Annotated in this window: 23 protein-coding genes; all 23 read right to left on the bottom strand. The window is 73.2% G+C overall.

The features are described 5' to 3' along the window. The gene (trpC, locus tag MTP13_RS13640) at positions 1 to 771 is read right to left on the bottom strand and encodes an indole-3-glycerol phosphate synthase TrpC (protein WP_189084925.1); all 771 of its coding nucleotides are present in this window, start codon (positions 769 to 771) and stop codon (positions 1 to 3) included. Between the two features lies 1 nt (position 772). Further along, on the bottom strand, positions 773 to 1,003 hold the full coding sequence (locus tag MTP13_RS13635; RefSeq protein WP_243568263.1) for a DUF6704 family protein: 231 nt from the start codon (positions 1,001 to 1,003) through the stop codon (positions 773 to 775). A gap of 31 nt (positions 1,004 to 1,034) precedes the next feature. Then, positions 1,035 to 1,736: a Trp biosynthesis-associated membrane protein gene (locus tag MTP13_RS13630; RefSeq protein ID WP_243568262.1), complete on the bottom strand. Its 702-nt coding sequence runs from the start codon at positions 1,734 to 1,736 to the stop codon at positions 1,035 to 1,037. Then, positions 1,733 to 3,262, bottom strand: a complete 1,530-nt coding sequence (locus MTP13_RS13625; protein ID WP_243568261.1) for an anthranilate synthase component I — start codon at positions 3,260 to 3,262, stop codon at positions 1,733 to 1,735. The genes MTP13_RS13630 and MTP13_RS13625 overlap by 4 nt, the downstream gene beginning before the upstream one ends. Beyond that, positions 3,259 to 3,639 carry a phosphoribosyl-AMP cyclohydrolase gene (gene hisI, locus MTP13_RS13620; protein ID WP_243568260.1) on the bottom strand — a complete coding sequence of 127 codons (381 nt, stop codon included), beginning with the start codon at positions 3,637 to 3,639 and terminating at the stop codon, positions 3,259 to 3,261. Before hisI ends, MTP13_RS13625 begins: the two co-directional genes overlap by 4 nt. Then, complete coding sequence (hisF, locus tag MTP13_RS13615; RefSeq protein WP_243568259.1) at positions 3,636 to 4,397, bottom strand: imidazole glycerol phosphate synthase subunit HisF; 762 nt, start codon at positions 4,395 to 4,397, stop codon at positions 3,636 to 3,638. The genes hisI and hisF overlap by 4 nt, the downstream gene beginning before the upstream one ends. 10 nt (positions 4,398 to 4,407) lie before the next feature. After that, a complete protein-coding gene (gene hisG, locus MTP13_RS13610; RefSeq protein WP_243568258.1) occupies positions 4,408 to 5,247 on the bottom strand; it encodes an ATP phosphoribosyltransferase in 840 nt (279 codons plus the stop codon). A gap of 44 nt (positions 5,248 to 5,291) precedes the next feature. Next, on the bottom strand, positions 5,292 to 5,555 hold the full coding sequence (locus MTP13_RS13605; RefSeq protein ID WP_243568257.1) for a phosphoribosyl-ATP diphosphatase: 264 nt from the start codon (positions 5,553 to 5,555) through the stop codon (positions 5,292 to 5,294). Between the two features lie 9 nt (positions 5,556 to 5,564). Beyond that, the gene (rpe, locus tag MTP13_RS13600) at positions 5,565 to 6,233 is read right to left on the bottom strand and encodes a ribulose-phosphate 3-epimerase (protein WP_243568256.1); all 669 of its coding nucleotides are present in this window, start codon (positions 6,231 to 6,233) and stop codon (positions 5,565 to 5,567) included. Positions 6,234 to 6,263: 30 nt separating this feature from the next. Beyond that, positions 6,264 to 7,634 carry a transcription antitermination factor NusB gene (locus MTP13_RS13595; protein ID WP_243570836.1) on the bottom strand — a complete coding sequence of 457 codons (1,371 nt, stop codon included), beginning with the start codon at positions 7,632 to 7,634 and terminating at the stop codon, positions 6,264 to 6,266. Between the two features lie 113 nt (positions 7,635 to 7,747). Further along, positions 7,748 to 8,683, bottom strand: a complete 936-nt coding sequence (gene fmt / locus MTP13_RS13590) for a methionyl-tRNA formyltransferase (protein WP_243570835.1) — start codon at positions 8,681 to 8,683, stop codon at positions 7,748 to 7,750. A 58-nt stretch (positions 8,684 to 8,741) separates the two neighbouring features. Continuing rightward, positions 8,742 to 10,697: a primosomal protein N' family DNA-binding protein gene (locus tag MTP13_RS13585; protein ID WP_243568255.1), complete on the bottom strand. Its 1,956-nt coding sequence runs from the start codon at positions 10,695 to 10,697 to the stop codon at positions 8,742 to 8,744. 1 nt (position 10,698) lies between these two features. Beyond that, a complete protein-coding gene (metK, locus tag MTP13_RS13580; RefSeq protein WP_243568254.1) occupies positions 10,699 to 11,892 on the bottom strand; it encodes a methionine adenosyltransferase in 1,194 nt (397 codons plus the stop codon). Between the two features lie 2 nt (positions 11,893 to 11,894). After that, positions 11,895 to 13,139 (bottom strand): bifunctional phosphopantothenoylcysteine decarboxylase/phosphopantothenate--cysteine ligase CoaBC, encoded by a 1,245-nt coding sequence (coaBC, locus tag MTP13_RS13575; protein WP_243570834.1) that lies wholly within the window; start codon positions 13,137 to 13,139, stop codon positions 11,895 to 11,897. A 30-nt stretch (positions 13,140 to 13,169) separates the two neighbouring features. Continuing rightward, positions 13,170 to 13,427, bottom strand: a complete 258-nt coding sequence (rpoZ, locus tag MTP13_RS13570; protein WP_189084914.1) for a DNA-directed RNA polymerase subunit omega — start codon at positions 13,425 to 13,427, stop codon at positions 13,170 to 13,172. 78 nt (positions 13,428 to 13,505) lie between these two features. Continuing rightward, complete coding sequence (gene gmk / locus MTP13_RS13565; RefSeq protein ID WP_243568253.1) at positions 13,506 to 14,420, bottom strand: guanylate kinase; 915 nt, start codon at positions 14,418 to 14,420, stop codon at positions 13,506 to 13,508. Continuing rightward, positions 14,413 to 15,291, bottom strand: a complete 879-nt coding sequence (pyrF, locus tag MTP13_RS13560) for an orotidine-5'-phosphate decarboxylase (protein WP_243568252.1) — start codon at positions 15,289 to 15,291, stop codon at positions 14,413 to 14,415. Before pyrF ends, gmk begins: the two co-directional genes overlap by 8 nt. Further along, the gene (gene carB, locus MTP13_RS13555) at positions 15,288 to 18,578 is read right to left on the bottom strand and encodes a carbamoyl-phosphate synthase large subunit (protein ID WP_243568251.1); all 3,291 of its coding nucleotides are present in this window, start codon (positions 18,576 to 18,578) and stop codon (positions 15,288 to 15,290) included. Before carB ends, pyrF begins: the two co-directional genes overlap by 4 nt. Next, the gene (gene carA, locus MTP13_RS13550; RefSeq protein WP_230763399.1) at positions 18,578 to 19,732 is read right to left on the bottom strand and encodes a glutamine-hydrolyzing carbamoyl-phosphate synthase small subunit; all 1,155 of its coding nucleotides are present in this window, start codon (positions 19,730 to 19,732) and stop codon (positions 18,578 to 18,580) included. Before carA ends, carB begins: the two co-directional genes overlap by 1 nt. Continuing rightward, positions 19,725 to 20,273 carry a PH-like domain-containing protein gene (locus tag MTP13_RS13545; RefSeq protein WP_243568250.1) on the bottom strand — a complete coding sequence of 183 codons (549 nt, stop codon included), beginning with the start codon at positions 20,271 to 20,273 and terminating at the stop codon, positions 19,725 to 19,727. Before MTP13_RS13545 ends, carA begins: the two co-directional genes overlap by 8 nt. After that, a complete protein-coding gene (locus MTP13_RS13540; protein ID WP_243568249.1) occupies positions 20,266 to 21,606 on the bottom strand; it encodes a dihydroorotase in 1,341 nt (446 codons plus the stop codon). Before MTP13_RS13540 ends, MTP13_RS13545 begins: the two co-directional genes overlap by 8 nt. After that, entirely contained in the window at positions 21,603 to 22,556 is a 954-nt protein-coding gene (locus MTP13_RS13535; protein WP_243568248.1) for an aspartate carbamoyltransferase catalytic subunit, read from the bottom strand. The genes MTP13_RS13540 and MTP13_RS13535 overlap by 4 nt, the downstream gene beginning before the upstream one ends. Continuing rightward, on the bottom strand, positions 22,553 to 23,110 hold the full coding sequence (gene pyrR, locus MTP13_RS13530) for a bifunctional pyr operon transcriptional regulator/uracil phosphoribosyltransferase PyrR (RefSeq protein WP_243568247.1): 558 nt from the start codon (positions 23,108 to 23,110) through the stop codon (positions 22,553 to 22,555). Before pyrR ends, MTP13_RS13535 begins: the two co-directional genes overlap by 4 nt. Between the last annotated feature and the right edge of the window lie 66 nt (positions 23,111 to 23,176).

The raw sequence follows: 23,176 nt of genomic DNA, 5'->3' as shown, positions 1-23,176 counted from the left end.
TCACACCGCCAGGAATGCAGAGAGGGTGGCCACCGGATCGCTCGTGACGAGCGCCTCGCCGACGAGCACGGCGTCGGCGCCGGCCCGGCGGTAGTGCGCCACGTCGTCGGGCGAGAGCACCGCGGACTCCGCGACGCGGATCGCGCCGTCGGGGAAGCGGTCGACGAGCCGGCCGAACAGGTCGCGGTCGAGCTCGAAGGTGTTCAGGTCGCGCGCGTTCACGCCGATGAGCTTCGCACCGAGCGCGGCGGCGCGGTCGAGCTCCTCGGCCGAGTGCGCCTCGACGAGCGCCGTCATGCCGAGCTCGGTGATGAGCGCGTACAGCTCGGCGAGCGTCGCGTCGTCGAGTGCGGCGACGATCAGCAAAGCGAGGTCGGCACCGGCCGCGCGGGCCTCGAACACCTGGTACGGCGTCGAGAGGAAGTCCTTGCGCAGCACCGGCAGCGCGACCGCCTCGCGGACCGCCTCGAGGTCGTCGAGCGAACCGCCGAAGCGACGGCCCTCGGTGAGCACGCTGATCGCGCTCGCGCCGCCGAGCTCGTAGTCGCGCGCGAGCGCGGCCGGGTCGGTGATCGTGGCGAGCGCGCCCCGCGAGGGGCTCGAGCGCTTGATCTCGGCGATGACCTTCACCCGATCGGCCGGTCGCAGCGCCTCGAGCGCGTCGATCGCGGCCGGGCGCGCCAGGGCGGCGCGCTCGACCTCGGCGAGCGGACGAGTCTGCCGGCGCGCCTCGGCGTCGGCGACGGCGTTGGCCGTCAGCTCGGCGAGCACGTCAGTGCGAGCTGACGGAGCTCTTGGCCCCGCCGACGCCGTAGCCGGCCTTGGCCAGCACCCAGCCGACCAGGACGCCGACGACGAGCAGGCCCGCCGAGGCCCAGACGAGCCACTCGAGCTCGAAGAAGAACGCGACCGTGCCGATCGTGAACGCGACGAGCATGATCACGACGGCCGTCCACGCCGCGGGCGAGTGTCCGTGGCCGGGGTCTGCGTGCTCAGTGGTCATGGTGCTCCTTCGTTGCGGGGTCTCGGCAAGTCTACCGGTCGGCTGCGCCGGGCTCGTCGCCCCGCGCGGTCGGTCGGTCGGGGTGGTCTTCGGGCTCGGCGGCCGCCCCTGCGGGCGGCTCGCTCTCTTCAGTCGGGTCGTCGCCGCGGGTCAGCTCGTCCCACTCCTCGACGGCGCGGTCGCGGCTCGACACGGGGGCTGCCGCGCCATCCTGACGGAGCTTGGCGCCGCCGTAGCGGCTCGACGAGGCCGGCCATTTCGCGCCCGTGACGAACACGAGGAGCGCGGAGACGACGAGCAGGGCGCCGCCGGCGAAGGCGGCGAGCGGCCAGAGGCTCGCGTCGACGCCCGCCACGAGCGCGGCGGTCGGCTCGGCGCCGGCCACCCCGGTCGCCTCGGTCACCGCGGGCGCCACGGCGGCCACGGGGTCCGCGAGCGTCAGCGAGGCGGCCAGGACGACGCAGCCGCCGAGCAGGAACTCGAGCGCACCGAGCACGATGCGCAGGCCGGGGCCCGCGAGCGCGAGGGCTGCGGACAGCGCGAGGGCCGCGAGGCCCAGGGCCGCGAGCGCGGGCGAGGCGAGCTGTCCGCTCACCGCGATCGCCGTGCCGTCGCCGCCGGCGCCGGCCACGAGGTGCAGCTCGAACCAGGTCTGGCTCCAGCTCAGCATGGCGAGGCCGCCGCCGAGGATGGCCCCCAGGATGGCGGTGAGCTTCAGCCGTGCCGGGGTCATGCGCCCACCCGCTGCATCGCGTTCGCCACCGCGACCGCCTTGAGCGGCGCCGCGGCCTTGTTCACGGACTCCTGGAACTCGGCCTCGGGGACCGAGTCGGCGACGAGGCCGCCGCCGGCCTGCACCCGCGCGACGCCGCCCTGGATGAGCGCGGTGCGGATCGCGATCGCGAGGTCGGCGTCGCCGCCGAAGCCGAAGTACCCGACCACGCCGCCGTAGACGCCGCGCTGGGCGGGTTCGAGCTCGTCGATGATCTCGAGCGCTCGCGGCTTCGGCGCGCCCGAGAGCGTGCCGGCCGGGAAGGTCGCCCGGAACACGTCGACGGCGTTCCGCCCCCGTGCGAGGTCGCCCTCGACCGAGGACACGATGTGCATGATGTGGCTGAAGCGCTCGATGCGCATGAACTCGGTGACCTCGACGGAACCCGCCACGCACACCTTCGCGAGGTCGTTGCGGGCGAGGTCGACGAGCATCAGGTGCTCGGCGCGCTCCTTCGGGTCCGCCTCGAGCTCGGCCTCGAGCGTGGCGTCCTCCTCCGGCGTCGCGCCCCGCGGACGGGACCCGGCGATCGGATGCGTGTAGACGCGGCCGTCCTCGACCTTCACGAGCGCCTCGGGCGAGGAGCCGACGATCCAGTACGGCTCCCCCGCGGTGTCCTCGAGGTGGAGCAGGTACATGTACGGGCTCGGGTTGAGGCTCCGCAGCACCCGGTACACGTCGACCGGGTCGGCGGTGACCTCCTGCTCGAAGCGCTGCGAGATCACGACCTGGAACACGTCGCCGTCTCGGATGTACGCCTTCGAGCGGTCGACGGCGGCGAGGAAGTCCTCGCGATCGGTGCGGTGCCGGGGCGCCGCGGCGAGGCCGAGGTCGACCTGCGCCAGTCGCGCCTCGGCCGGCTGCGCCAAGCCGCCCTGCATGCGGTCGAGCCGCGCCTGCGCATCCAGCCAGAGCGTCTCGGCGTCGTCGACGCCGTCGTTCAGCGCCGAGGCGATGAGCTGCACGGTGCCCGTGCGGTGGTCGATGACCACGAGCTCGGAGACGAAGGCGAACGCCTGCGACGGCACCTCGAAGTCCGCGGGCGGCTGGTTCGGCAGCCGCTCGATCTGACGGATCGCCTCCCAGCCGATGAAGCCGACGAGTCCGCCGGTGAGCGGCGGGGCGCCGGGCACGTCCTCCGTGGCCCAACGCTCGTACAGCGCCTCGAGGGCGGCCAACGGCGCGAGCTCCGTCGCGTCGCCGAGCGCGCGCTCCCTGGGCAGCCCGTGGTCGAGCCATTCGACCTTCCCGTCGCGCTCGGTCAGCACGCCGTGCGAGGCGACGCCGACGAAGGAGTAGCGCGACCAGATGCCGCCCTGTTCGGCGGATTCGAGCAGGAAGCTGCCGGGCCGCCCCTCCGCGAGCTTGCGGTAGATGCCGACCGGGGTCTCGCCGTCGGCGAAGAGCTCCCGCACCACGGGCACCACGCGGCGCCCGCCGAGGAGGTTCTGGAAGCCCTCGAACGTGGTCGTCGCGGTGCTCGTCATGCGTCGCCTCCCGAGGCATCCGGCGCGTCGCCCACGACCACCGGCACGGGGTCGCCGTCGAAGCAGGTCCGCGTTCCGGTGTGGCACGCGGCGCCGATCTGCTCGACGCGCACGAGCAGGGTGTCCGCGTCGCAGTCGAGCGCGGCGGACTTCACGTACTGCGCATGGCCCGAGGTGTCGCCCTTGCGCCAGTACTCCTGACGCGAGCGGGACCAGAAGGTGACTCGGCCCTCGCTGAGCGTGCGACGCAGGGCCTCGCGATCCATCCAGCCGAGCATGAGCACCTCGCCGGTGTCCCACTGCTGGATGATCGCGGGCAGCAGCCCGTCGGCATTGAACGCGGCCCGCTCGATCGCGGCCTCCGTGGTGTGCGTCATCGCACGGTCCTCCCGTCGGCGGCCAGCGCCGCCTTCACCTCGCCGATCGTGATCTCGCCGTTGTGGAACACCGAGGCCGCGAGCACCGCGTCGGCGCCGGCGGCGATCGCCGGCGCGAAGTCGGAGACCCGCCCGGCCCCGCCCGACGCGATCACCGGCACGCTCGACAGCTCGTGCATGAGGGTCGTGAGTTCGAGGTCGAAGCCGGCCTTGGTGCCGTCGGCGTCGATCGAGTTCACGAGCAGCTCCCCCGCACCGAGCTCGATCGCCCGGCGAGCCCAGTCGAGGGCGTCGAGCTCGGTCTCGGTGCGGCCGCCGTGCGTGGTGACGACGAAGCCGGAGGGCGTGCGCCCCGAGCGCTTCACGTCGAGCGACAGCACAACGACCTGCGCGCCGAAGCGGTCCGCGATCTCGGCGACGAGCTCGGGCCGGGCGATCGCGGCGCTGTTCACGCCGATCTTGTCGGCGCCGTGGCCGAGCAGGCGCGCCACGTCCTCGGCGGAACGCACGCCGCCGCCGACGGTGAGCGGGATGAAGACCTGCTCGGCGACCTGCTGCACCATGTCGTACGTCGTCGAGCGGTCGTCGACCGTCGCGGTCACATCGAGGAAGGTGAGCTCGTCGGCGCCCTGCTCCGCGTAGCGCGCGGCGAGCTCCACCGGATCGCCCGCGTCGCGCAGGTTCTGGAAGTTGACGCCCTTCACGACGCGGCCGGCGGCCACGTCGAGGCACGGGATGACCCGGACGGCGAGGCTCATCGCGCCGCCCTCACAACCGAGCCGCGTGGATCGCCGAGACGAGGATGGCGCGGGCGCCGATCTCGTACAGCGCATCCATGACGTGGTTCATGTCGGTGCGCGGGATCATCACCCGGACGGCCACCCAGTCGGGGTCGTGCAGCGGCGAGACCGTGGGCGACTCGAAGCCCGGGGCGGCCGCGGTGGCCTGCTCGAGGTGCGCGACGGGGACGTCGTAGTCGAGCAGCACGTACTGCCGGGCGACGAGCACGCCCTGCAGGCGGCGCACGAGCGTGCCGGTGCCGGGCTTGTCGATGCCCGAGCCGATCAGCACGGCCTCGGACTGCAGGATGACGGGCCCGAAGATCTCGAGGCCGGCCTTGCGCAGGGTGGAGCCGGTGGACACGACGTCGGCGACCGCGTCCGCGACGCCCAGGCGCACGGCGGACTCCACGGCGCCGTCGAGCTTCACGAGCTTGGCGGTGACGCCGTGACGGGCGAGGAAGTCGCCGACGAGACCCGGGTAGCTCGTGGCGACCCGCACCCCCTCGAGGTCCTCGAGCGTCGAGAAGCCGCCGGCCGGCGCTGCGAAGCGGAAGGTCGAGTCGCCGAAGCCGAGCGAGGCGATCTCGGCGGCCTCGGACCCCGAGTCGAGCAGCAGGTCGCGGCCGGTGATGCCGACGTCGAGGGCGCCGGAGCCGACGTACGTCGCGATGTCACGGGGACGGAGGTAGAAGAACTCGACGCCGTTGCGCGGGTCGGCGGTGTGCAGGTCGCGGGGGTCGCGGCGACCGGTGTACCCGGCCTCCCAGAGCATCTGGGCGGCGGTGTCGGAGAGCGAGCCCTTGTTGGGCACGGCGATGCGGAGCATGTACTGACTTTCGTGTCGACGGTTCGGATCGGGCATGCGCGCGATCACAGATGTCGGTACACGTCGGCCGGCGCGAGGCCCTTGGCCAGCATGAGCACCTGGAGATGGTAGAGCAGCTGCGAGATCTCCTCGGCCGTCTCCTCATCGCTCTGGTACTCGGCAGCCATCCAGACCTCGGCCGCCTCCTCAACGATCTTCTTGCCGATGGCGTGCACGCCGGCGTCGAGCTCGCGCACGGTGCCGGACCCCTCGGGGCGGGTCCTGGCCTTGTCGCTGAGCTCGACGAAGAGGTCGTCGAAGGTCTTCACCCTCCTAGGCTACCGGTGCGCGTGACCGTGCGACGACGCCGCCGCCCGCAGCGCCGCGATCTGCTCCTCGGGAACCCCGCGGAACACCGCGGAGCCCGCGACGAAGGTGTCCGCGCCGGCCTCGGCCGCGATGCCGATCGTGTCGACCGTGACGCCGCCGTCGACCTGGAGCCACACGTCGAGGCCCGCGGCGCGCACGGCGTCGGCGACGCGGCGCAGCTTCGGCATCGTCTCGGGCATGAACGACTGCCCGCCGAAGCCCGGTTCCACCGTCATCACGAGCACCTGGTCGAACTCGGGCAGCAGCTCGAGGTAGGGCTCCGCCGCGGTGCCGGGCTTCAGCGCGATGCCGGCGCGGGCGCCGATCTCGCGGAGGCGGCGGGCGAGCCCCACCGGATCGGCGACGGCCTCGGCGTGGAAGGTGACGCTCGCCGCGCCCGCCTCGGCGTAGCCCGGGGCCCAGCGATCCGGGTCGTCGATCATCAGGTGCACGTCGAGCGGGATCGGGCTGACCTGCTGCAGCCGCTCCACCATCGGCAGCCCGAAGGTGAGGTTCGGCACGAAATGGTTGTCCATGATGTCGACGTGCACGAGATCGGCCGTCGCGATGCGTCCGAGCTCACGCTCGAAGTTCGCGAAGTCGGCGGCCAGGATGCTCGGGTTGATGCGCGTCGTCATGGCTCGAAGCCTAGCGAGCGACGACCCGGCTCAGGCGACGCGGCGCACGAGGGCGATGAACATCGCGTCCGTGCCGTGACGGTGCGGCCAGAGCTGCACGGTCTCGGGCGCCCCGGCGAGGTCGAGCTCGTCCCGCGCCACGGAGTCGACGACGGACCGGGTGTCCACCGGCTCGACGACGCCGTCCCACCGGCGCATGGCGGCGGCGAGCGTGCCGTGGGTCTCGCTCGTGTGCGGCGAGCATGTCACGTAGGCGAGCAGCCCTCCCGGCGCGAGCAGTTCCACCGCGTGGTCGAAGAGCTCCCCCTGCAGGGCGGTGAGCTCGGCGACGTCGCCCGGCTGCTTGCGCCAGCGCGCCTCGGGGCGGCGACGGAGCGCGCCGAGCCCGGTGCACGGCGCATCGAGCAGGATCCGGTCGAAGCCGGCGGGCGAGTCCAGCTCGGCGGCCGCCACCGATCGGCCGTCGCCGACCCGCACGGGCACGTCGAGCGGCACTCCGGCGACGGCCTTGCGCACGAGTTCCGCGCGGGCCTCGCCGAGCTCGTTCGCGACGAGCACCGCGTCGGTCGCGAGGGCTTCTGCGGCCAGCACGGCGGTCTTGCCGCCGGGACCCGCGCAGAGGTCGAGCCAGCGCTCCCCCGGCTCGACCGGGCGCGCCCGGCTCAGGGCGAGCGCCGCGAGTTGCGACCCCTCGTCCTGCACCCGGATCCGGCCCTCGTGGGCGGCGATGAGCTCGAACGGCGCCGCGGCCGTGAAGCCGATCGGCGAGAAGCGGTTCGGCGCGCCGAGCTCTTCCACGGGCTCGTCACCGAGCCCGGGCAGCGCGACGAGATTGACCCGCGGCGCGGCGTTGTCGGCGACCAGGAGCGACTCCAGCTCCTCGGCGCGGCCCTCGCGTTCGAGCGCCTGCGCGAAAGCCCGCACGATCCACTCGGGATGACTCTCGAGCACTGCCATCCGTTCGAGCTCGCCGCCCGTCGTCTCGTCGGCGACCCAGCCGCGCCACTCCTCCGGCGTCGAGCGGGAGATGGTGCGCAGTACGCCGTTCACGAAACCGCTGGCTGCGGGGGCGAGCCGCTTCGCGAGCACGACCTGCTCGTTCACGGCGGCGTGCACGGGCACCCGGGTGGCGAGCAGCTGGTGGGCGCCGAGGCGGAGGATGTCGAGCACGACGGGGTCGATGGCCGTGCGCTCGCGCTCGGAGACGAGTTCGATGATGCGGTCGTAGTAGCCCTGTATCCGCAGGGTGCCGTAGGTGAGCTCCGTCGCGAGGGCGGCGTCGGCCGGACTCAGCTTCGAGCGCTCGATCCGCTTCGGGAGGAGGAGGTTGGCGTACGCCTCATCGTCGCGCACCGCCTCGAGCACCTCGTACGCGACGATCCGCGCGGGCGACACCCGCACCTGACGGGGCGCCGTCCCCTGCTCGCGTCCACCGCTGCGCTCCTGCTTCCTGACCACCCGTCAACTGTACGGGCCCCGGCGGACGCCGAGCGACGGTGGGCGGCCGCCGTCGATCAGCGCTCGAAGCGCGCGCCCGGCGGAAGCCCCCGACCCCAGTCCGCCGCGGACATCGCGCCGCGACCGGCCGGCTGGACGCGGACGAGCTCGATCGGCGCATCCGCGGTGCCGACGAGGAGCCGTCGGCGCTCCGGCGCCAGCTGACCGGGGGCGAGCGGCCCGGGCGCGCCCGGCGCCCCGTCCTGCTCGGCGAGGCGCGCCTCGAGCACCTTGACCCGTGCGCCGTCGAGGAGCGCCCACGCCCCCGGCTCCGGCGTGACGCCGCGGTACCGGTCGAGCACCCGCGCCGCGGGCTGCGTCCACCCCAGCCGGCCGTCGTCGAGGCTGAGCTTCGGGGCGAAGCTCGGCTCGCCGCGCTGCGGCCGGGCCACCGCGGTGCCGTCGGCCAGCGCATCGACGACGCCCGCGAGCAGCTCTGCCCCCTCGACGGCGAGCCGGTCGAGCGTCTCCCCCGCCGTCGCGCGCCGATCGGCGGGCCGGCGGTGCTCCGCGAACACCGCGCCCGCGTCGAGCTCCGGGACGAGCTGGAACACCGCCGCACCGTGCTCGGCATCGCCCGCGATGATCGAGTGCTGCACGGGCGCCGCGCCGCGCCACGCCGGGAGTAGCGAGAAGTGCAGGTTGATCCAGCCGAGCCGCGGTGCGCTCAGCAGCGGCTCGCGGACGAGGCCGCCGTAGGCGACGATCACGCCGAGATCGGGCTCGAGCGCGGCGATCGCGTCGCTCGCCTCGGCATCCAGGCGCGCCGCCTTGATCGTCGGCACGCCGAGGTCCGCTGCGGCGGCGGCGACGGGCGACGGCGTGAGCACGCGTTTCCGCCCGAGCGGCGCATCCGGGCGCGTGACGACGCCGACGATCTCGTGCCGGGAGGCGGCGAGCAGTCGGAGGCTCGGGACGGCGACGGCCGGGGTGCCGGCGAAGACGAGGCGCAGAGAGGTCACCCGGCCATTCTCCCGGATGCGGGCGGCGCCGCTCGCAGGCGGGACCGGCTCAGGGCACCTCCGGGTCGTCGAAGCGGACCCGGAGGATCGGCCGCTTCACCTGCCGCCCCGCCACCGGCTTGCGCCGCTCGGTCGCCGCGCGGATCATCTCCGCCTCGAGCGTGCGGGCGACCGCGGCGCCCTGCGCGTAGTCGAAGCGCACGAGCGCGCGCTCCAGGCCGTCGTCGACCGGCACCGGCCCGAGCACGTCGACTCCGGGCACGGCCTCCGTGACGGCGTCCAGCGCCCGCGCGAGCCGCTCGCGTCCACTCGTCACGCTCGCCACCCGGATCGCGGGCGGGAAGCGGAGCGTGCGCCGCGCAGCGAGCTCGTGCGCCGCCCACTCGGGCTGGCGCCAGGTCGCGAGCGCCGAGGCGAGCTCGCCGGCGACGCCGACGAGGAACACCGGGGCGCCCGGCGCGGCCAGCGCGGCGGCGTTCGACCACCAGCGCAGGCAGTCCTCGGCGACGCGCAGCGTCTCGCGGAGCAGCATGCGCTCGCCGTCGAGCAGCAGCACGGCCCGGTAGCCGCCCTCGGCGAAGGGCTCCGCCCCTCGTGTGGCGACGACAAGGGCGGGCTCCGGCCCCACCCGCAGGATCGGCCGTTCGCCGTCGGACAGGATGACCCGAGTGCGCGGGAACGCCCGCCCGAGCTCCTCGGCCGTGCGGCTCGCCCCGACCGTGGCCGCGCGCAGTTTGGTGCCCTCGCAGACCGGGCAGCGCCACGCGCTCGCCGCGGTGCCGCAGAGCGTGCACACCGCCGCGCCGCCCGAGCGCGGGATCGCGAGCGGGCCGCTGCACGCGGCGCACTTGGCCGGTTCGCGGCAGCGGTCGCACACGAGCAGGGGCGCGTTGCCGGGCCGGGCGACCTGCACGAGCACCGGGCCGAGGGCGGCCGCCTCCTGCGCCTCGCGCCAGGCGGCGGAGGGAATGCGCGCCGAGCCGGGTTCGGTCTGCGCCTGCCGTTCGGTGACGACGATGCGCGGCCGCACGGGTTTCTGCAGCGGCACCTCGTGCACCCAGCCCAGCTCGACCAGGCGCTGCACCTCGACGCTGCGGGTGTGGCCGGCGAAGAGCAGGGCGGCGCCCGACTGCTCCTGCCGGATGAGGGCCGCGTCCCTGGGGTGCACACCGGGCGAGAGCGGTTCGTTCATGAGCCCGTCGCCGTCGTCCCAGAAGGCGACGAGGCCGAGCCGGGCTGCCGGGGCGTACACCGCCGAACGGTTGCCGACGATGATCCGCGCCGCCTCGCCCGTCGCGTCGAGGAAGGCGCGGTAGCGCGCGGGACCGGTCTGGCGCGCGTCGGTGCGCAGCACGCGCCGCGCGTCGACGAGGGCCCCGAGCGCGGCCTCGAGCTGCTCCTGGTCGCGGTAGTCGGGCACCACCAGGACGGCGCTCCGGTCCGTCGCGAGCACGTTCGCCGCCGCCAGCGCGAGCTCGCTCGCCCAGGCGCCGACCCAGGTGCCGTCGGGCAGCCGGACGGGGCGGGCGTCGGCGGCGAGGGCCATCCGCTCGCCCGTGGCGAGCCCGCGCGCGAGTACCCCCTCCGCGCCGCCGGGAGGGGCCGGCGGATCGACGGGCAGCGGGCCGGGGTCGGGCTCCGCGGCGAGCCACGCGCGTTCGGCGCGCACGTACCGCCCCGGGATCGCGAGCCGCAGGATGTCGCTCGCATTGCCGGCGGCGCGGTCGGCCGCGGCGCGCGCCAGCCGCCACACCTCGGGCGTGAGCATCGGCGCCTCGGACACGACGTCGTCGAGCTCGCTCAGCCGGCCCGCGAACTCGCTGTGGTCGCCGAGCTCGACGAGCCAGGCGTTCGCGATGCGCCCGCCGGTGCGGAGCGGCACGCGCACCCGCATGCCAGCGCGGACGACGTCGCGCAGCCGCTCGGGCACGCGGTAGTCGAAGAGCTGGTCGAGCTGCGGAAGGGGCGAGTCGACGAGCACCCTGGCGACGAGGTCGCCCGCCATCTCAGAGCCCGGCGGCGGAGCGGAGCGCGTCGACGCGATCGAGCCGCTCCCAGCTGAAGTCGGGCAGCTCGCGGCCGAAGTGGCCGTACGTCGCGGTCTTCGCGTAGATCGGCCGCAGCAGATCGAGGTCGCGGATGATGGCGGCCGGCCGCAGGTCGAACACCTCGCGGATGGCCCCGATGAGGCGCTCCTCCGGCACGTGCGCGGTGCCGAAGGTCTCGACGTAGAGGCCGACCGGCGCCGCCGCGCCGATCGCGTAGGCGACCTGCACCTCGAGCCGGTCGGCGAGCCCCGCGGCCACGGCGTTCTTCGCGACCCAGCGCATCGCGTAGGCGGCCGAGCGGTCGACCTTCGAAGGATCCTTGCCGCTGAACGCACCGCCGCCGTGCCGGCTCGCGCCGCCGTAGGTGTCGATGATGATCTTGCGACCGGTGAGCCCGGCGTCGCCCTGGGGGCCGCCGATCTCGAAGCGGCCGGTCGGGTTGATGAGCACGCGGAGCTCGGGCCGCGCCAGTTCGACCGTATCGAGGACCGGGCGGATGACGAGCTCCTCGACCTCGGCGCGGAGCTGCTCGGTGGAGACCTTGGGCGAGTGCTGCGTCGACAGTACGACGGTCTCGATGCTGCGCGGCGTCTGCCCCTCGTAGCCGATCGTGACCTGCGTCTTGCCGTCGGGGCGGAGGTAGTCGAGCTCGCCGGCCTTGCGCACGTCGGCGAGTCGCTCGGCGAGGCGATGGGCGAGCCAGATCGGCACGGGCATGAGCTCGGGCGTCTCGCGCACCGCGTAGCCGAACATGATGCCCTGGTCGCCCGCGCCCTGACGGTCGAGCTCGTCGTCGCTCGCGTGCTCGCGCGCCTCGAAGGCGTGGTCGACGCCCTGCGCGATGTCGGGCGACTGCCCGCCGATCGAGACCGAGACGCCGCAGGAGCGGCCGTCGAACCAGACGTCGGAGGAGTCGTAGCCGATGGACGTCACCCGCTCGCGCACGATCGCCGGGATCTCGACGTAGCCGGAGGTGGAGACCTCGCCCGCCACGTGCACGAGGCCGGTCGTGACGAGCGTCTCGACCGCCACGCGGGCGTTCGGGTCGACGGTGAGCAGCGCGTCGAGGATGGAGTCGGAGATCTGGTCGCAGATCTTGTCCGGGTGCCCCTCGGTGACCGATTCGGACGTGAAGAGGCGGAGTGCGCTCATGTTCAGCTCGTCGTTCCTTCTGGAGTGCGTGCGGCGTGCGCCGCGGGGTTCAGCTTCGAGACAACCACGTCGAGGATGGCATCCGCCACCGACGCCTTGCTTCCGTGTGCTTGTGTGACGACCGCGTCGTCGGGGCCGATGACGACGACCCTGTTGTCATCGGCGGCGAAGCCCTCGCTCCAGCCCACCCGGTTGACCACCAGCAGGTCGGCGCCCTTGGCCCTCCGCTTGCCGCGGCCGAGCTCCAGCAGGCGCTCCTCGTCGGACTCGGTCTCGGCGGCGAAGCCGACGAGCAGCGTGCCGTCGTGCGGTGCCGCGCCGAGGCCGGCGAGGATGTCGGGGTTGCGCACGAGCTCGAGGGTGAGCCCGGAGTCCGAGGCGTCCTTCTTGATCTTCTGCTCGCTGACCGCGGCGGGGCGGTAGTCGGCGACGGCGGCGGCCATGACGACCACGTCGGCGCCCGCGGCGGCGTCGACGAGCTCGCGCTGCAGTTCGAGTGCCGTGCTGACCTCGCGGACGTCGCAGCCCTCGGGGCGCGGAACCTCGAGGTTGGCGGCCACGAGCGTCACCTCGGCGCCGCGGGCGCGGGCGGCCTCGGCGATGGCGATGCCCTGCTTGCCGCTCGAGCGGTTGCCGAGGAAGCGCACGGGGTCGAGCGGCTCGCGCGTGCCGCCGGCGCTCACCACGACGCGGCGCCCGGCGAGATCGCCCGTCGCTCGTGCTGCGGAGACGCGTGCGAGGGCGGCCTCGACGATGACCTCGGGCTCCTCCAGTCGGCCGGCACCTCGGTCGGTGCCGGTCAGTTGGCCTTCGGCCGGGCCGACGACGGTGACGCCGCGCTCGCGCAGCAGCGCGATGTTCGCGCGCGTCGCGGCGTGCTCCCACATCTCGGTGTGCATCGCCGGGGCGATGACGAGCGGAGCGCGGCTCGCGAGCACGGTGTTGCCGAGGAGGTCGTCGGCGAGCCCGGCCGCGAGCTTCGCGATCGAGTTCGCCGTCGCCGGGGCGATGACGATCAGGTCGGCCGCCTGCCCGATGGCGACGTGCCGGACCTCGGCGACGCCCTCGTACAGCTCGGTGTGCACCGGGTTGCGCGAGATCGCCTCGAGCGTCGGCCGGCCGACGAAGCGGAGCGCCGCCTCGGTCGGGACGACGTGCACGTCATGACCGGCCAGCACGAGCTGGCGCACGACGGCGACGGCCTTGTACGCGGCGATGCCGCCGGTGATGCCGACGACGATGTTCAGTCGGCCCGTCGTGCTCGCCACGCCGGCGGCTTACTCGCTGATGGGGCGCAGGCGCAGCTTGTCCTCGTTGATCTCGTGCATCGCCACGGTGAGCGGCTTGTCATCGATCGACGAGTCCACGAGCGGGCCGACGTTGTCGAACAGGCTGCCCTCGTGCAGATCGGCGTAGTAGTCGTTGATCTGACGGGCGCGCTTCGACGCGAAGATGACCAGCTGGTACTTCGAGTCGACCTTCGACAGCAGGTCGTCGATGGGCGGGTCGATGATGCCGGACAGCTTCTCAGCCATGGAGTGACTCCTCGCTTCGGTGATGCGCACGAGGTGTGCGCGAAAGATCGTGGCCCGGTCGCCCGAACTGCGGGCAGCTCAATGACGACCCTTGCGGGGCCGCATCAAGTCTACGACCTTTTGCGCGGCCTCGGAGACCTCGTGGTTCACGACCTGGTGATCGAACTCGTCGGCGGAGGCCAGTTCGACCTTCGCGGTCTCGAGCCGGCGCTGCTGTTCGGCCGGCCCCTCGGTGCCCCGGCCGACGAGCCGGCGGACGAGCTCGTCCCAGCTCGGCGGCTGCAGGAACACGAGCGTCGCCTCCGGCATGGCGCGGCGGACCGAGCGCGCGCCCTGGATGTCGATCTCCAGCAGCACGCTGTCGCCCGCGGCGATCGCCTGCTCCACCGGGCCGCGGGGCGTGCCGTACCGGGAGGCGTTGTGCACGGTCGCCCACTCCAGCAGCTCGCCAGTCTCGATCAGGCGGTCGAACTCGGCGTCGTCGACGAAGAAGTAGTGCTCGCCGTCGATCTCGCCCGGGCGCGGGGCGCGGGTCGTCGCGGAGACCGAGAGCTTCACCTCGGGATAGTGGTCGCGGATGTATCCCGCGACCGTGCCCTTTCCGACGGCCGTGGGACCGGCGAGCACGACGAGCCGGTCGCCCGTGCCGCCGTGCGCGGCGACCCACTCGGCGACGAAGCCGCGCAGGCGGCGGCGCTGCAGCCGGCCGAGGCCGCCCAGGCGCTTGGCGGGCGAGATCTGGAGCTCGTCCATGATCCGCTCGGTCTTCGTGCGACCGATCGCCGGGATCGCCCCGAGGAACTCCGTGACCCGGAGCCGGCCCTCGACGCCCTCGGGGTCGTCGAACGCGACGCGGAGCACGTCGAGCGGGCTCCGGGCGCCGTCGGCGACCTCCTGCTTCACGATCGCGCGGGCCCGGCGCGCCGCGACGGCGGCTCGGGAGGCGGCGACTCGGTCGACCTCTGGCGGGGTGGTGGGGGTCCGATCAGACACCGAGCGATCCTACCTCCCCGGCGCGGCGCCGGACGGCCTCGCCGATCTCCTCGGGCCCGGCGGCGAGCACGGACCGGGACTCGTTCACGATGGCGCCGGCGGCCAGGCGGCCGAACAGCTCGCCGAGCTGGGCGGCGTCGCCGCCCTGGTGGCCGAAGCCCGGGGCCAGCACCGGCAGACCGGGCGTCTCCCCGTAGGCATCCGGGTCGATGCCGACCGCGCGCAGCTCGACGGTCGCGCCGATCACGACGCCCGCGTCGCCCAGAGTGCGGGTCGAGGCATCCGGGCGCGCGCGGTTCCACGCGTCGACGCCGTCGACCATCGCGGAGGCGATCGTGCGGCCGGCCCGGCTGGACTGCCGGAGCTCGGCCGTCTGCACGGGCCCGGACTCCGGGTTGGACGTCGCGGCGAGCACGAACACGCCTTTGCCGACCGCTGCGGCGCGCTCCATGACCGGGGCGAGCGTGGCGAGCCCCTGGTAGGGGTTCAGCGTCAGGGCATCCGCTTCCAGCGTCGAACCCGGGCGGAGCCAGGCATCCGCGTAGCCCGCGAGCGTCGAGCCGATGTCGCCGCGCTTCGCGTCGGCGATCACGATGAGCCCCGCGTCGCGCGCCTCGGCGAAGACCCGCTCGAGCGCCGCGTAGCCGGCGGCACCGTGCCGCTCGTAGAACGAGACCTGCGGCTTCACGATGCCGATCTGGCCGGCCGCCGCGTCGACGACGCGGAGGCCGAACTCGCGGACGCCCTCGCCGCTGTCGGGCAGGCCCCAGCTCTCAAGGAGCTGCGCGTGCGGGTCGATCCCGACGCACAGCCGGCCGTACGCGGCGAAGGCCGCCGCCAGACGGTCACCGAACGCGACGGGCTCGCTCACGCGGCCCCCTCCCGGCGGCGCTGGTACTCCTGCAGGCTCGTCACGTCGAAGCCGTCGCCGACCACGTCGAGCGAGGCCACGGCGGCGGAGAGCTCCGCGATCGTCGTGAACAGCGGGATGCCGGCGGCCACCGCCGCGGCGCGGATCTCGTAGCCGTCGGCCCGGGCGGAGCGACCGCTCGGGGTGTTCACGACCACGTCGACCTCGCCCCGGTGGATGAGCTCGACCACGCTCGTCGCGTCGGCGTCGGGCTTGTCGTGGAACTTCAGCACCTCGCTCGCCCGGATGCCGTTGCGGCGCAGCACCTCGGCGGTGCCCTCGGTGGCGGCGATGTCGTAGCCGAGCTGCTGCAGGCGCAGCACCGGCAGGATCGCCGCCCGCTTGTCGCGGTCGGACACCGAGACGAAGACGGTCCCGGAGGCCGGCACGCCGCCGTACGCGGCGAGCTGGCTCTTCGCGAACGCCGTCGGGAAGTCGCGGTCGATGCCCATGACCTCACCGGTCGAGCGCATCTCCGGCCCGAGCACCGAGTCGACCATGCCGCCCTCGCGCGTGCGGAAGCGGTGGAACGGCAGCACGGCCTCCTTCACCGCGACCGGCGCGTCGAGCGGCACGCGGGAACCGTCGACCTCGGGCAGCAGGCCCTCGGCGACGAGCTCGCGGATCGTCGCGCCGACCATGACCCGGCTGGCGGCCTTCGCGAGCGGGATGCCGAGCGCCTTCGAGACGAAGGGCACCGTGCGGCTCGCCCGCGGGTTCGCCTCGAGCACGTAGAGCACGCCGGCGCCGATCGCGAACTGCACGTTCAGCAGGCCCTGCACGCCGATGCCCTCGGCGATCGCCCGCGTCGCCTCGCGGACCCGGTCCACCTCGGCACGGCCGAGCGTCACGGGCGGCAGGGTGCAGCTCGAGTCGCCGGAGTGGATGCCGGCCTCCTCGATATGCTCCATCACGCCGCCGATGTAGAGCTCGCTCCCGTCGTACAGCGCGTCGACGTCGATCTCGATGGCGTCGTCGAGGAAGCGGTCGACCAGCAGCGGGTGGCTCGGGCCGACGATGCCCTGCCCCTCGATGCGGTCGAAGTACTCGGCGAGGTTCGTGCTGTCGTAGACGATCTCCATGCCGCGGCCGCCGAGCACGTAGCTCGGACGGACGAGCACCGGGTAGCCGATGCCCTCCGCGATCTGCTGCGCGCCCGCGAGGTCGACGGCGGTGCCGTTGCGCGGCGCGAGGAGGCCCGCGTTCTCGAGGATGCCGGCGAAGAGGCCGCGCTCCTCGGCGAGGTCGATCGCCGAGGGCGAGGTGCCGAGGATCGGCACGCCGGCCGCCTCGAGGCCCTTCGCGAGGCCGAGGGCGGTCTGGCCGCCGAGCTGCACGACGACGCCGACGAGCTCGCCGGACTGCGACTCGGCGTGGATGACCTCGAGCACGTCCTCGAGCGTGAGCGGCTCGAAGTAGAGCCGGTCGCTCGTGTCGTAGTCGGTCGAGACCGTCTCCGGGTTGCAGTTGATCATGATGGTCTCGAAGTCCGCGTCGTGCAGGGCGAACGAGGCGTGCACGCAGGAGTAGTCGAACTCGACGCCCTGGCCGATGCGGTTCGGGCCGGAGCCGAGGATGACGACCTTGCGGCGATCGCTCGCGGCGACCTCGGTCTCCTGGTCGTAGCTCGAGTAGTGGTACGGCGTGAGCGCCGGGAACTCGCCGGCGCAGGTGTCGACCGTCTTGTAGACCGGGCGGATGCCGAGGATGTGGCGCACCTCGCGGGCGTCCTGCTCGCTGCCGAAGCCGCGGAGCTGGGCGATCTGCGCGTCGGAGAAGCCGTGGTCCTTCGCGAGCAGGATCGTCTCGGTGTCGAGCGCCTCGGCGGCGGCGACCGTCGCGGCGACCTCGTTGATCAGCACGATCTGGTCGAGGAACCACGGGTCGATCTTCGTGGCCTCGAACGCCTGCTCGATCGTGGCGCCCTTGCGGAGCGCCTGCTGCACGAGCACGATCCGGCCGTCGGTCGGCGTCTGCGCCTGCTCGAGGAGCTCCTCGACGCTGCGCTCCTCCTCGCCCCAGTGGAACGACGAGCCGCGCTTCTCGAGCGAGCGCAGAGCCTTCTGCAGGGCGGTCGCGTAGTTGCGGCCGATCGCCATGGCCTCGCCCACCGACTTCATGGTCGTCGTCAGTGTCGGGTCGGCGGCCGGGAACTTCTCGAACGCGAAGCGCGGCACCTTCACGACGACGTAGTCGAGCGTCGGCTCGAAGCTCGCGGGCGTCACCCGGGTGATGTCGTTCGGGATCTCGTCGAGCCGGTAGCCGATCGCGAGCTTCGCCGCGATCTTCGCGATCGGGAAGCCCGTCGCCTTCGAGGCGAGCGCCGAGGAGCGCGAGACGCGCGGGTTCATCTCGATGACGATGACGCGGCCGTTCGACGGGTCGATGGCGAACTGGATGTTGCAGCCACCCGTGTCCACGCCGACGGCGCGGATGATGTCGATGCCGATGTCGCGGAGGCGCTGGTACTCGCGGTCGGTGAGGGTGAGCGCGGGGGCGACGGTGATCGAGTCGCCCGTGTGGACGCCGACCGGGTCGACGTTCTCGATCGAGCACACGACGACGGTGTTGTCGTGCGTGTCGCGCATGAGCTCGAGCTCGTACTCCTTCCAGCCGAGGATGGACTCCTCGAGGAGCACCTCGGTGGTCGGCGAGTCGTGCAGGCCTGCGCCCGCGATGCGGCGCAGCTCGGTCTCGTCGTATGCGAAGCCGGAGCCGAGACCGCCCATCGTGAAGGAGGGGCGGACGACGAGCGGGTAGCCGAGGTCGTCGGCCGCGGCGAGCACCTCGTCCATCGTGTGCGCGATGTGCGAGCGCGCGACATCCGCGCCGCACTCGACCACGAGCTCCTTGAAGAGCTGGCGGTCCTCGCCCTTGCGGATGGCGTCGACCTTCGCACCGATCAGCTCGACGCCGTGCTTCTCGAGGATGCCGGCGTCGTGCAGCGCGATGGCCGCGTTGAGCGCGGTCTGGCCGCCGAGGGTCGGCAGGATGGCGTCGGGGCGCTCCTTGACGATGATCGACTCGATGATCTCCGGGGTGATCGGCTCGATGTACGTCGCGTCGGCGAAGTCCGGGTCGGTCATGATCGTGGCGGGGTTCGGGTTCACGAGGATGACCCGAACGCCCTCGGCGCGGAGCACGCGGCAGGCCTGGGTGCCGGAGTAGTCGAACTCGGCGGCCTGCCCGATGACGATGGGGCCGGAGCCGATGACGAGGACGGAATTGATGTCGTCGCGCTTGGGCATTAGTCGCGGTTCTCCTTGCTCGCGATGACCAGCTCGCGGAAACGATCGAAGAGGTAGTTCGCGTCGTGCGGGCCGGCAGCCGACTCGGGGTGGTACTGGACGCTGAACGCGGGGATGTCGAGGCAGTTGAGGCCCTCGACCACGTCGTCGTTGAGGTCGACGTGGCTGACCTCGACGCGGCCGAAGCCCTCGCTCGACTCGCTCACGCGATCGATCGGGGCGTCGACGGCGAAGCCGTGGTTGTGGGCCGTGATCTCGACGCGGCCGGTGGCCTTGTCGAGCACGGGCTGGTTGATGCCGCGGTGGCCGAACGGCAGCTTGTACGTGCCGAAGCCGAGGGCGCGGCCGAGGAGCTGGTTGCCGAAGCAGATGCCGAAGTACGGCCGGCCGTCGCGGAGCGACTCGCGGAGGAGCTGCACGTGCCGGTCGCTCGCGCTCGGGTCGCCGGGGCCGTTCGAGAAGAAGAGCGCGTCGGGCTCGAGCGCCCGCACCTCCTCGATCGTCACGGTCTGCGGGAGCACCTCGACGTCGAAGCCGCGCTCGGCGAGGAAGTTCAGCGTGGAGGTCTTCACCCCGAGGTCGAGCACCGCGACCGAGCCGATCCGCTCGCCGGTGGCGGGCAGCGAGTAGCGCTCCCCCGTCGACACCTCGCCGGAGAGGTTCTGCCCCGCCATCTCGGCACCGCCGAGCACGAGGTCGAGCTGCTCGCCCGCCGTGAGGCTCGCGTCCTCGCCGGAGAAGATGCCCGCCCGCATCGCGCCGGCGTCGCGGATGCGCCGCGTGACGGCGCGCGTGTCGATGCCGGAGATGCCGACGATGCCGGCGTCCGCGAGGTCGTCGTCGAGGCTCCGCTGCGAGCGGAAGTTCGACACGACCCGGGAGGGGTCGCGCACGACGAAGCCGGCGACCCAGATCTGCTTGGACTCCATGTCCTCGTCGTTCATGCCCGTGTTGCCGATGTGCGGCGCGGTCATGAGCACGATCTGACCCGCGTAGGACGGGTCGGTCAGCGTCTCCTGATAGCCGGTCATGCCGGTCGCGAAGACCGCCTCGCCGAGCGTGCGGCCGAGGGCGCCGTACGCGCGTCCCTCGAAGCGGGTTCCGTCCTCGAGGACGAGCACGGCGGGGGCCGTGCGGGTCGTGGTCTCAGTCACCAGAGGCCTCGCCTTCCTGTTGCGACCGCGGCTGCTCGGCCGCGGTGATGTCCGTGACGGCGTCGATGATCCGAGCGGTGTCGCCCGGGTATCGCGCCCGAAGATAGCTGTCGATGCGCACCGGCACCTCGCCGGGCTCCGACTCGTGCGGCTGCCAGGTGAGGGCCACGAGGCCCTCGGCCTCGACGCCGCGGTCGATCGCGTGGCTCGCGGCGCCGATCCCGACGATGCGCTCGACCGGGAGGAAGCTCGCCGGCTCCCCCGCGATCCGCAGCAGCACGCCCGCGTCGTACACCTCGAGGTGGGCCGCCCCGCGGAACGCCAGGCCGTCGACCGCGAGCCGCTCGAAGGGCTCGCTCTCGGGGGTCGAGGCGACGTAGAGCACCTCGGTCTCGAGGACGGCCGCCGCGAGCGTCGCGGGCACGGGGTACGCCGCGAGGCGGGCGTCGCGGGCCCGTCGTCGTCGCCAGGAGCGGACCATCAGCCAGATCACGACGGCGACGACGATGACGGCGACGATCGCGCCGATGAGCTTATCCATCACCGCTCCCCGCTGCCGCGGCGAGTCCGGCAACCTCCGCCGCCTCGCGCACCTCGCCGTCGCGGACCGTCGCGTAGCCCTGGTGGAACGTCCAGCGCACGGAGCCGGGCAGCGTCTCGCCGAGGTACGGCGAGTTGGTGCTGCGGCCGGCGAGCCGCTCGAGACCGAACTCCCCCGTCGCCGAGGGGTCGTAGAGCACGAGCTCGGCGGGCGCGCCGACCTCGACCTCGCCGCCCTGGCCCGCGAGGCGACCGATGCGGGCGGGCGCCTGGCTGAGCACCCGCGCGACGTCGGCCCAGTCGAGGCGGCCGGGCTCCACCATCGTGCGGTGCACGACGGACAGCGCGGACTCGAGCCCGACCATGCCGTTCGCCGACGCGTCCCACTCGCCCTCCTTGGCCTCCATCGGGTGCGGGGCGTGGTCGGTGGCGACGATGTCGATGGTGCCGTCCGCGAGCGCGGCGCGGAGCGCCTCGACGTCCTCCGCTCGGCGCAGCGGCGGGTTCACCTTGAAGCGCGGGTCGTAGCTCGCGACCCGGTCCTCGGTGAGGAGCAGATGGTGCGGCGTCACCTCGGCCGTGACGTCGATGCCGCGGGCCTTCGCCCAGCGGATCACCTCGACCGAACCGGCCGTCGAGACGTGGCAGACGTGCAGTCGACTGCCGACGTGCTCGGCGAGCAGCACGTCGCGGGCGATGATCGACTCCTCGGCGACCGCCGGCCAGCCGGCGAGGCCGAGCTCGCCCGAGAGGGCGCCCTCGTTCATCTGCGCGCCCTCGGTGAGCCGCGGCTCCTGGGCGTGCTGCGCGATGACGCCGCCGAAGGCCTTCACGTACTCGAGCGCGCGGCGCATGAGCAGCGGGTCGTGCACGCAGAAGCCGTCGTCGGAGAAGACCCGCACTCGGGCGCGGGACTGGGCCATGGCGCCGAGCTCGGCGAGGCGCTCGCCGGCCAGGCCCACCGTCACGGCGCCGATCGGCTGGACGGCGGCGTACCCGGCGGCCCGCCCGAGGCTGAACTCCTGCTCGACGACGCCGGCGGTGTCGGCGACCGGCGAGGTGTTCGCCATCGCGAAGACCGCGGTGAATCCGCCCGCCGCGGCGGCGCGGGTGCCGGTGAGCACGGTCTCGCTCTGCTCGTAGCCCGGCTCGCGGAGGTGGGTGTGCAGGTCGACGAGCCCGGGCAGCACGACGAGGCCCGCCGCGTCGACGAGCTCCGCCCCGCGGGCGTCGAGCCCGGTGCCGAGCTCGGCGATGCGTCCGCCCTCGAGCAGGAGGTCGCGGCGTTCGCCGTTCGGCAGCTGCGCCCCGACGATCAGGTGACGCTCGCTCATGCGGCGGCCCCCCGTTCACCGGACAGCAGCAGATAGAGGGCGGCCATTCTCACTGATACTCCGTTCGCGACCTGCTCGCGCACCGTGGACTGCGGCGAATCGGCCGCGCGGGCGGCGATCTCGAGACCGCGGTTCATCGGTCCGGGATGCATGACCATCGTAGTGTCGGGAAGCGCGTCGAACCGCGCGTCGTCGAGCCCCCAGGTGCGGGCGTACTCCCGACTGTTCGGGAAGAAGGCCCCGTGCATCCGCTCGGCCTGGATGCGCAGCATCATGACCACGTCCGGCCGGCGGCCGAGCGCCTCGTCGAGGTCGTAGGACGTGGCCACGGGCCAGCGGCGCGTGTCGACGGGCAGCAGCGTCGGCGGCGCGACGAGCTCGACCTCGGCGCCGAGCGCGGGCAGCAGCCAGGCGTTCGAGCGCGCGACCCGCGAGTGCAGCACGTCGCCGACGATGAGGACGCGCGCGCCGTCGAGCCCGCGCCCGCGGGAGGCGGCGCCGTGCAGCCGGCGGCGCATCGTGAAGGCATCGAGCAGGGCCTGGGTGGGGTGCTCGTGCGTGCCGTCGCCGGCGTTGACCACGCCGGCGTCGATCCAGCCGCTCGTCGCGAGCGTGAGCGGCGCCCCGGAGGCCGGATGCCGGATGACGACGCCGTCCGCGCCCATGGCCTGCAGCGTCTGCGCGGTGTCCTTCAGGCTCTCGCCCTTGGAGACGCTGGACCCCTTCGCGCTGAAGTTGATGACGTCGGCGGAGAGCCGCTTCGCCGCAGCCTCGAACGAGATGCGGGTGCGGGTCGAGTCCTCGAAGAAGAGGTTCACGACGGTCTTGCCGCGCAGCGTCGGCAACTTCTTGACCTCGCGCTCCTGCACCGCCGCCATGTCCTCGGCGATGTCGAGGAGCTCGATCGCCTGCTCGCGGGACAGCTCGCGCGTGCCCAGCAGGTGGTTCACTTCGCCTCCCCCTCGCCCTGGGCCGTCTCGATCGCGACGCCCTCGTCGCCGTCGGTCTCGACGAGCCGCACGTTGATGCGCTCGTCGTGGGACGACGGCAGGTTCTTGCCGACGAAATCCGCTCGGATCGGGAACTCGCGGTGGCCGCGGTCGACGAGCACCGCGAGCCGCACCGCGCGGGCGCGGCCGAGGTCGGAGAGGGCGTCGAAGGCGGCGCGGATGGTGCGCCCGGAGTAGAGCACGTCGTCGACGAGGACGACGGTGCGTCCGTCGATGCCGCCCGCGGGCACCTCGGTCGGCTGCGGGGTTCGGGTGCGGGTGCGGGAGAGGTCGTCGCGGTACATCGTGACGTCGATGGAGCCGACCGGCACCGGTGCCGCGTCGGGTTCGATGCGGGCGATCGTCTCGGCGATCCGGCGGGCGAGGATCACGCCGCGGGTCGGGATGCCGAGGATGACGAGGTCGCTCCCCCCGCGGTTGGATTCGAGGATCTCGTGCGAGATGCGGGTCAGCGCCCGTTGGATGTCCGCCTGGGTGAGCACGGCGCGTGCCACGGCGGCCTCCCTTCTCCGCCTCACGGGACGGCCTTAAAGGTTGCCAAACTCCGTCGAGTTTAGCAG

The sequence above is a fragment of the Agromyces soli genome (assembly GCF_022811605.1).
GTDB lineage: Bacteria > Actinomycetota > Actinomycetes > Actinomycetales > Microbacteriaceae > Agromyces > Agromyces soli.
This window is presented reverse-complemented; position numbering and strand designations above follow the sequence as displayed.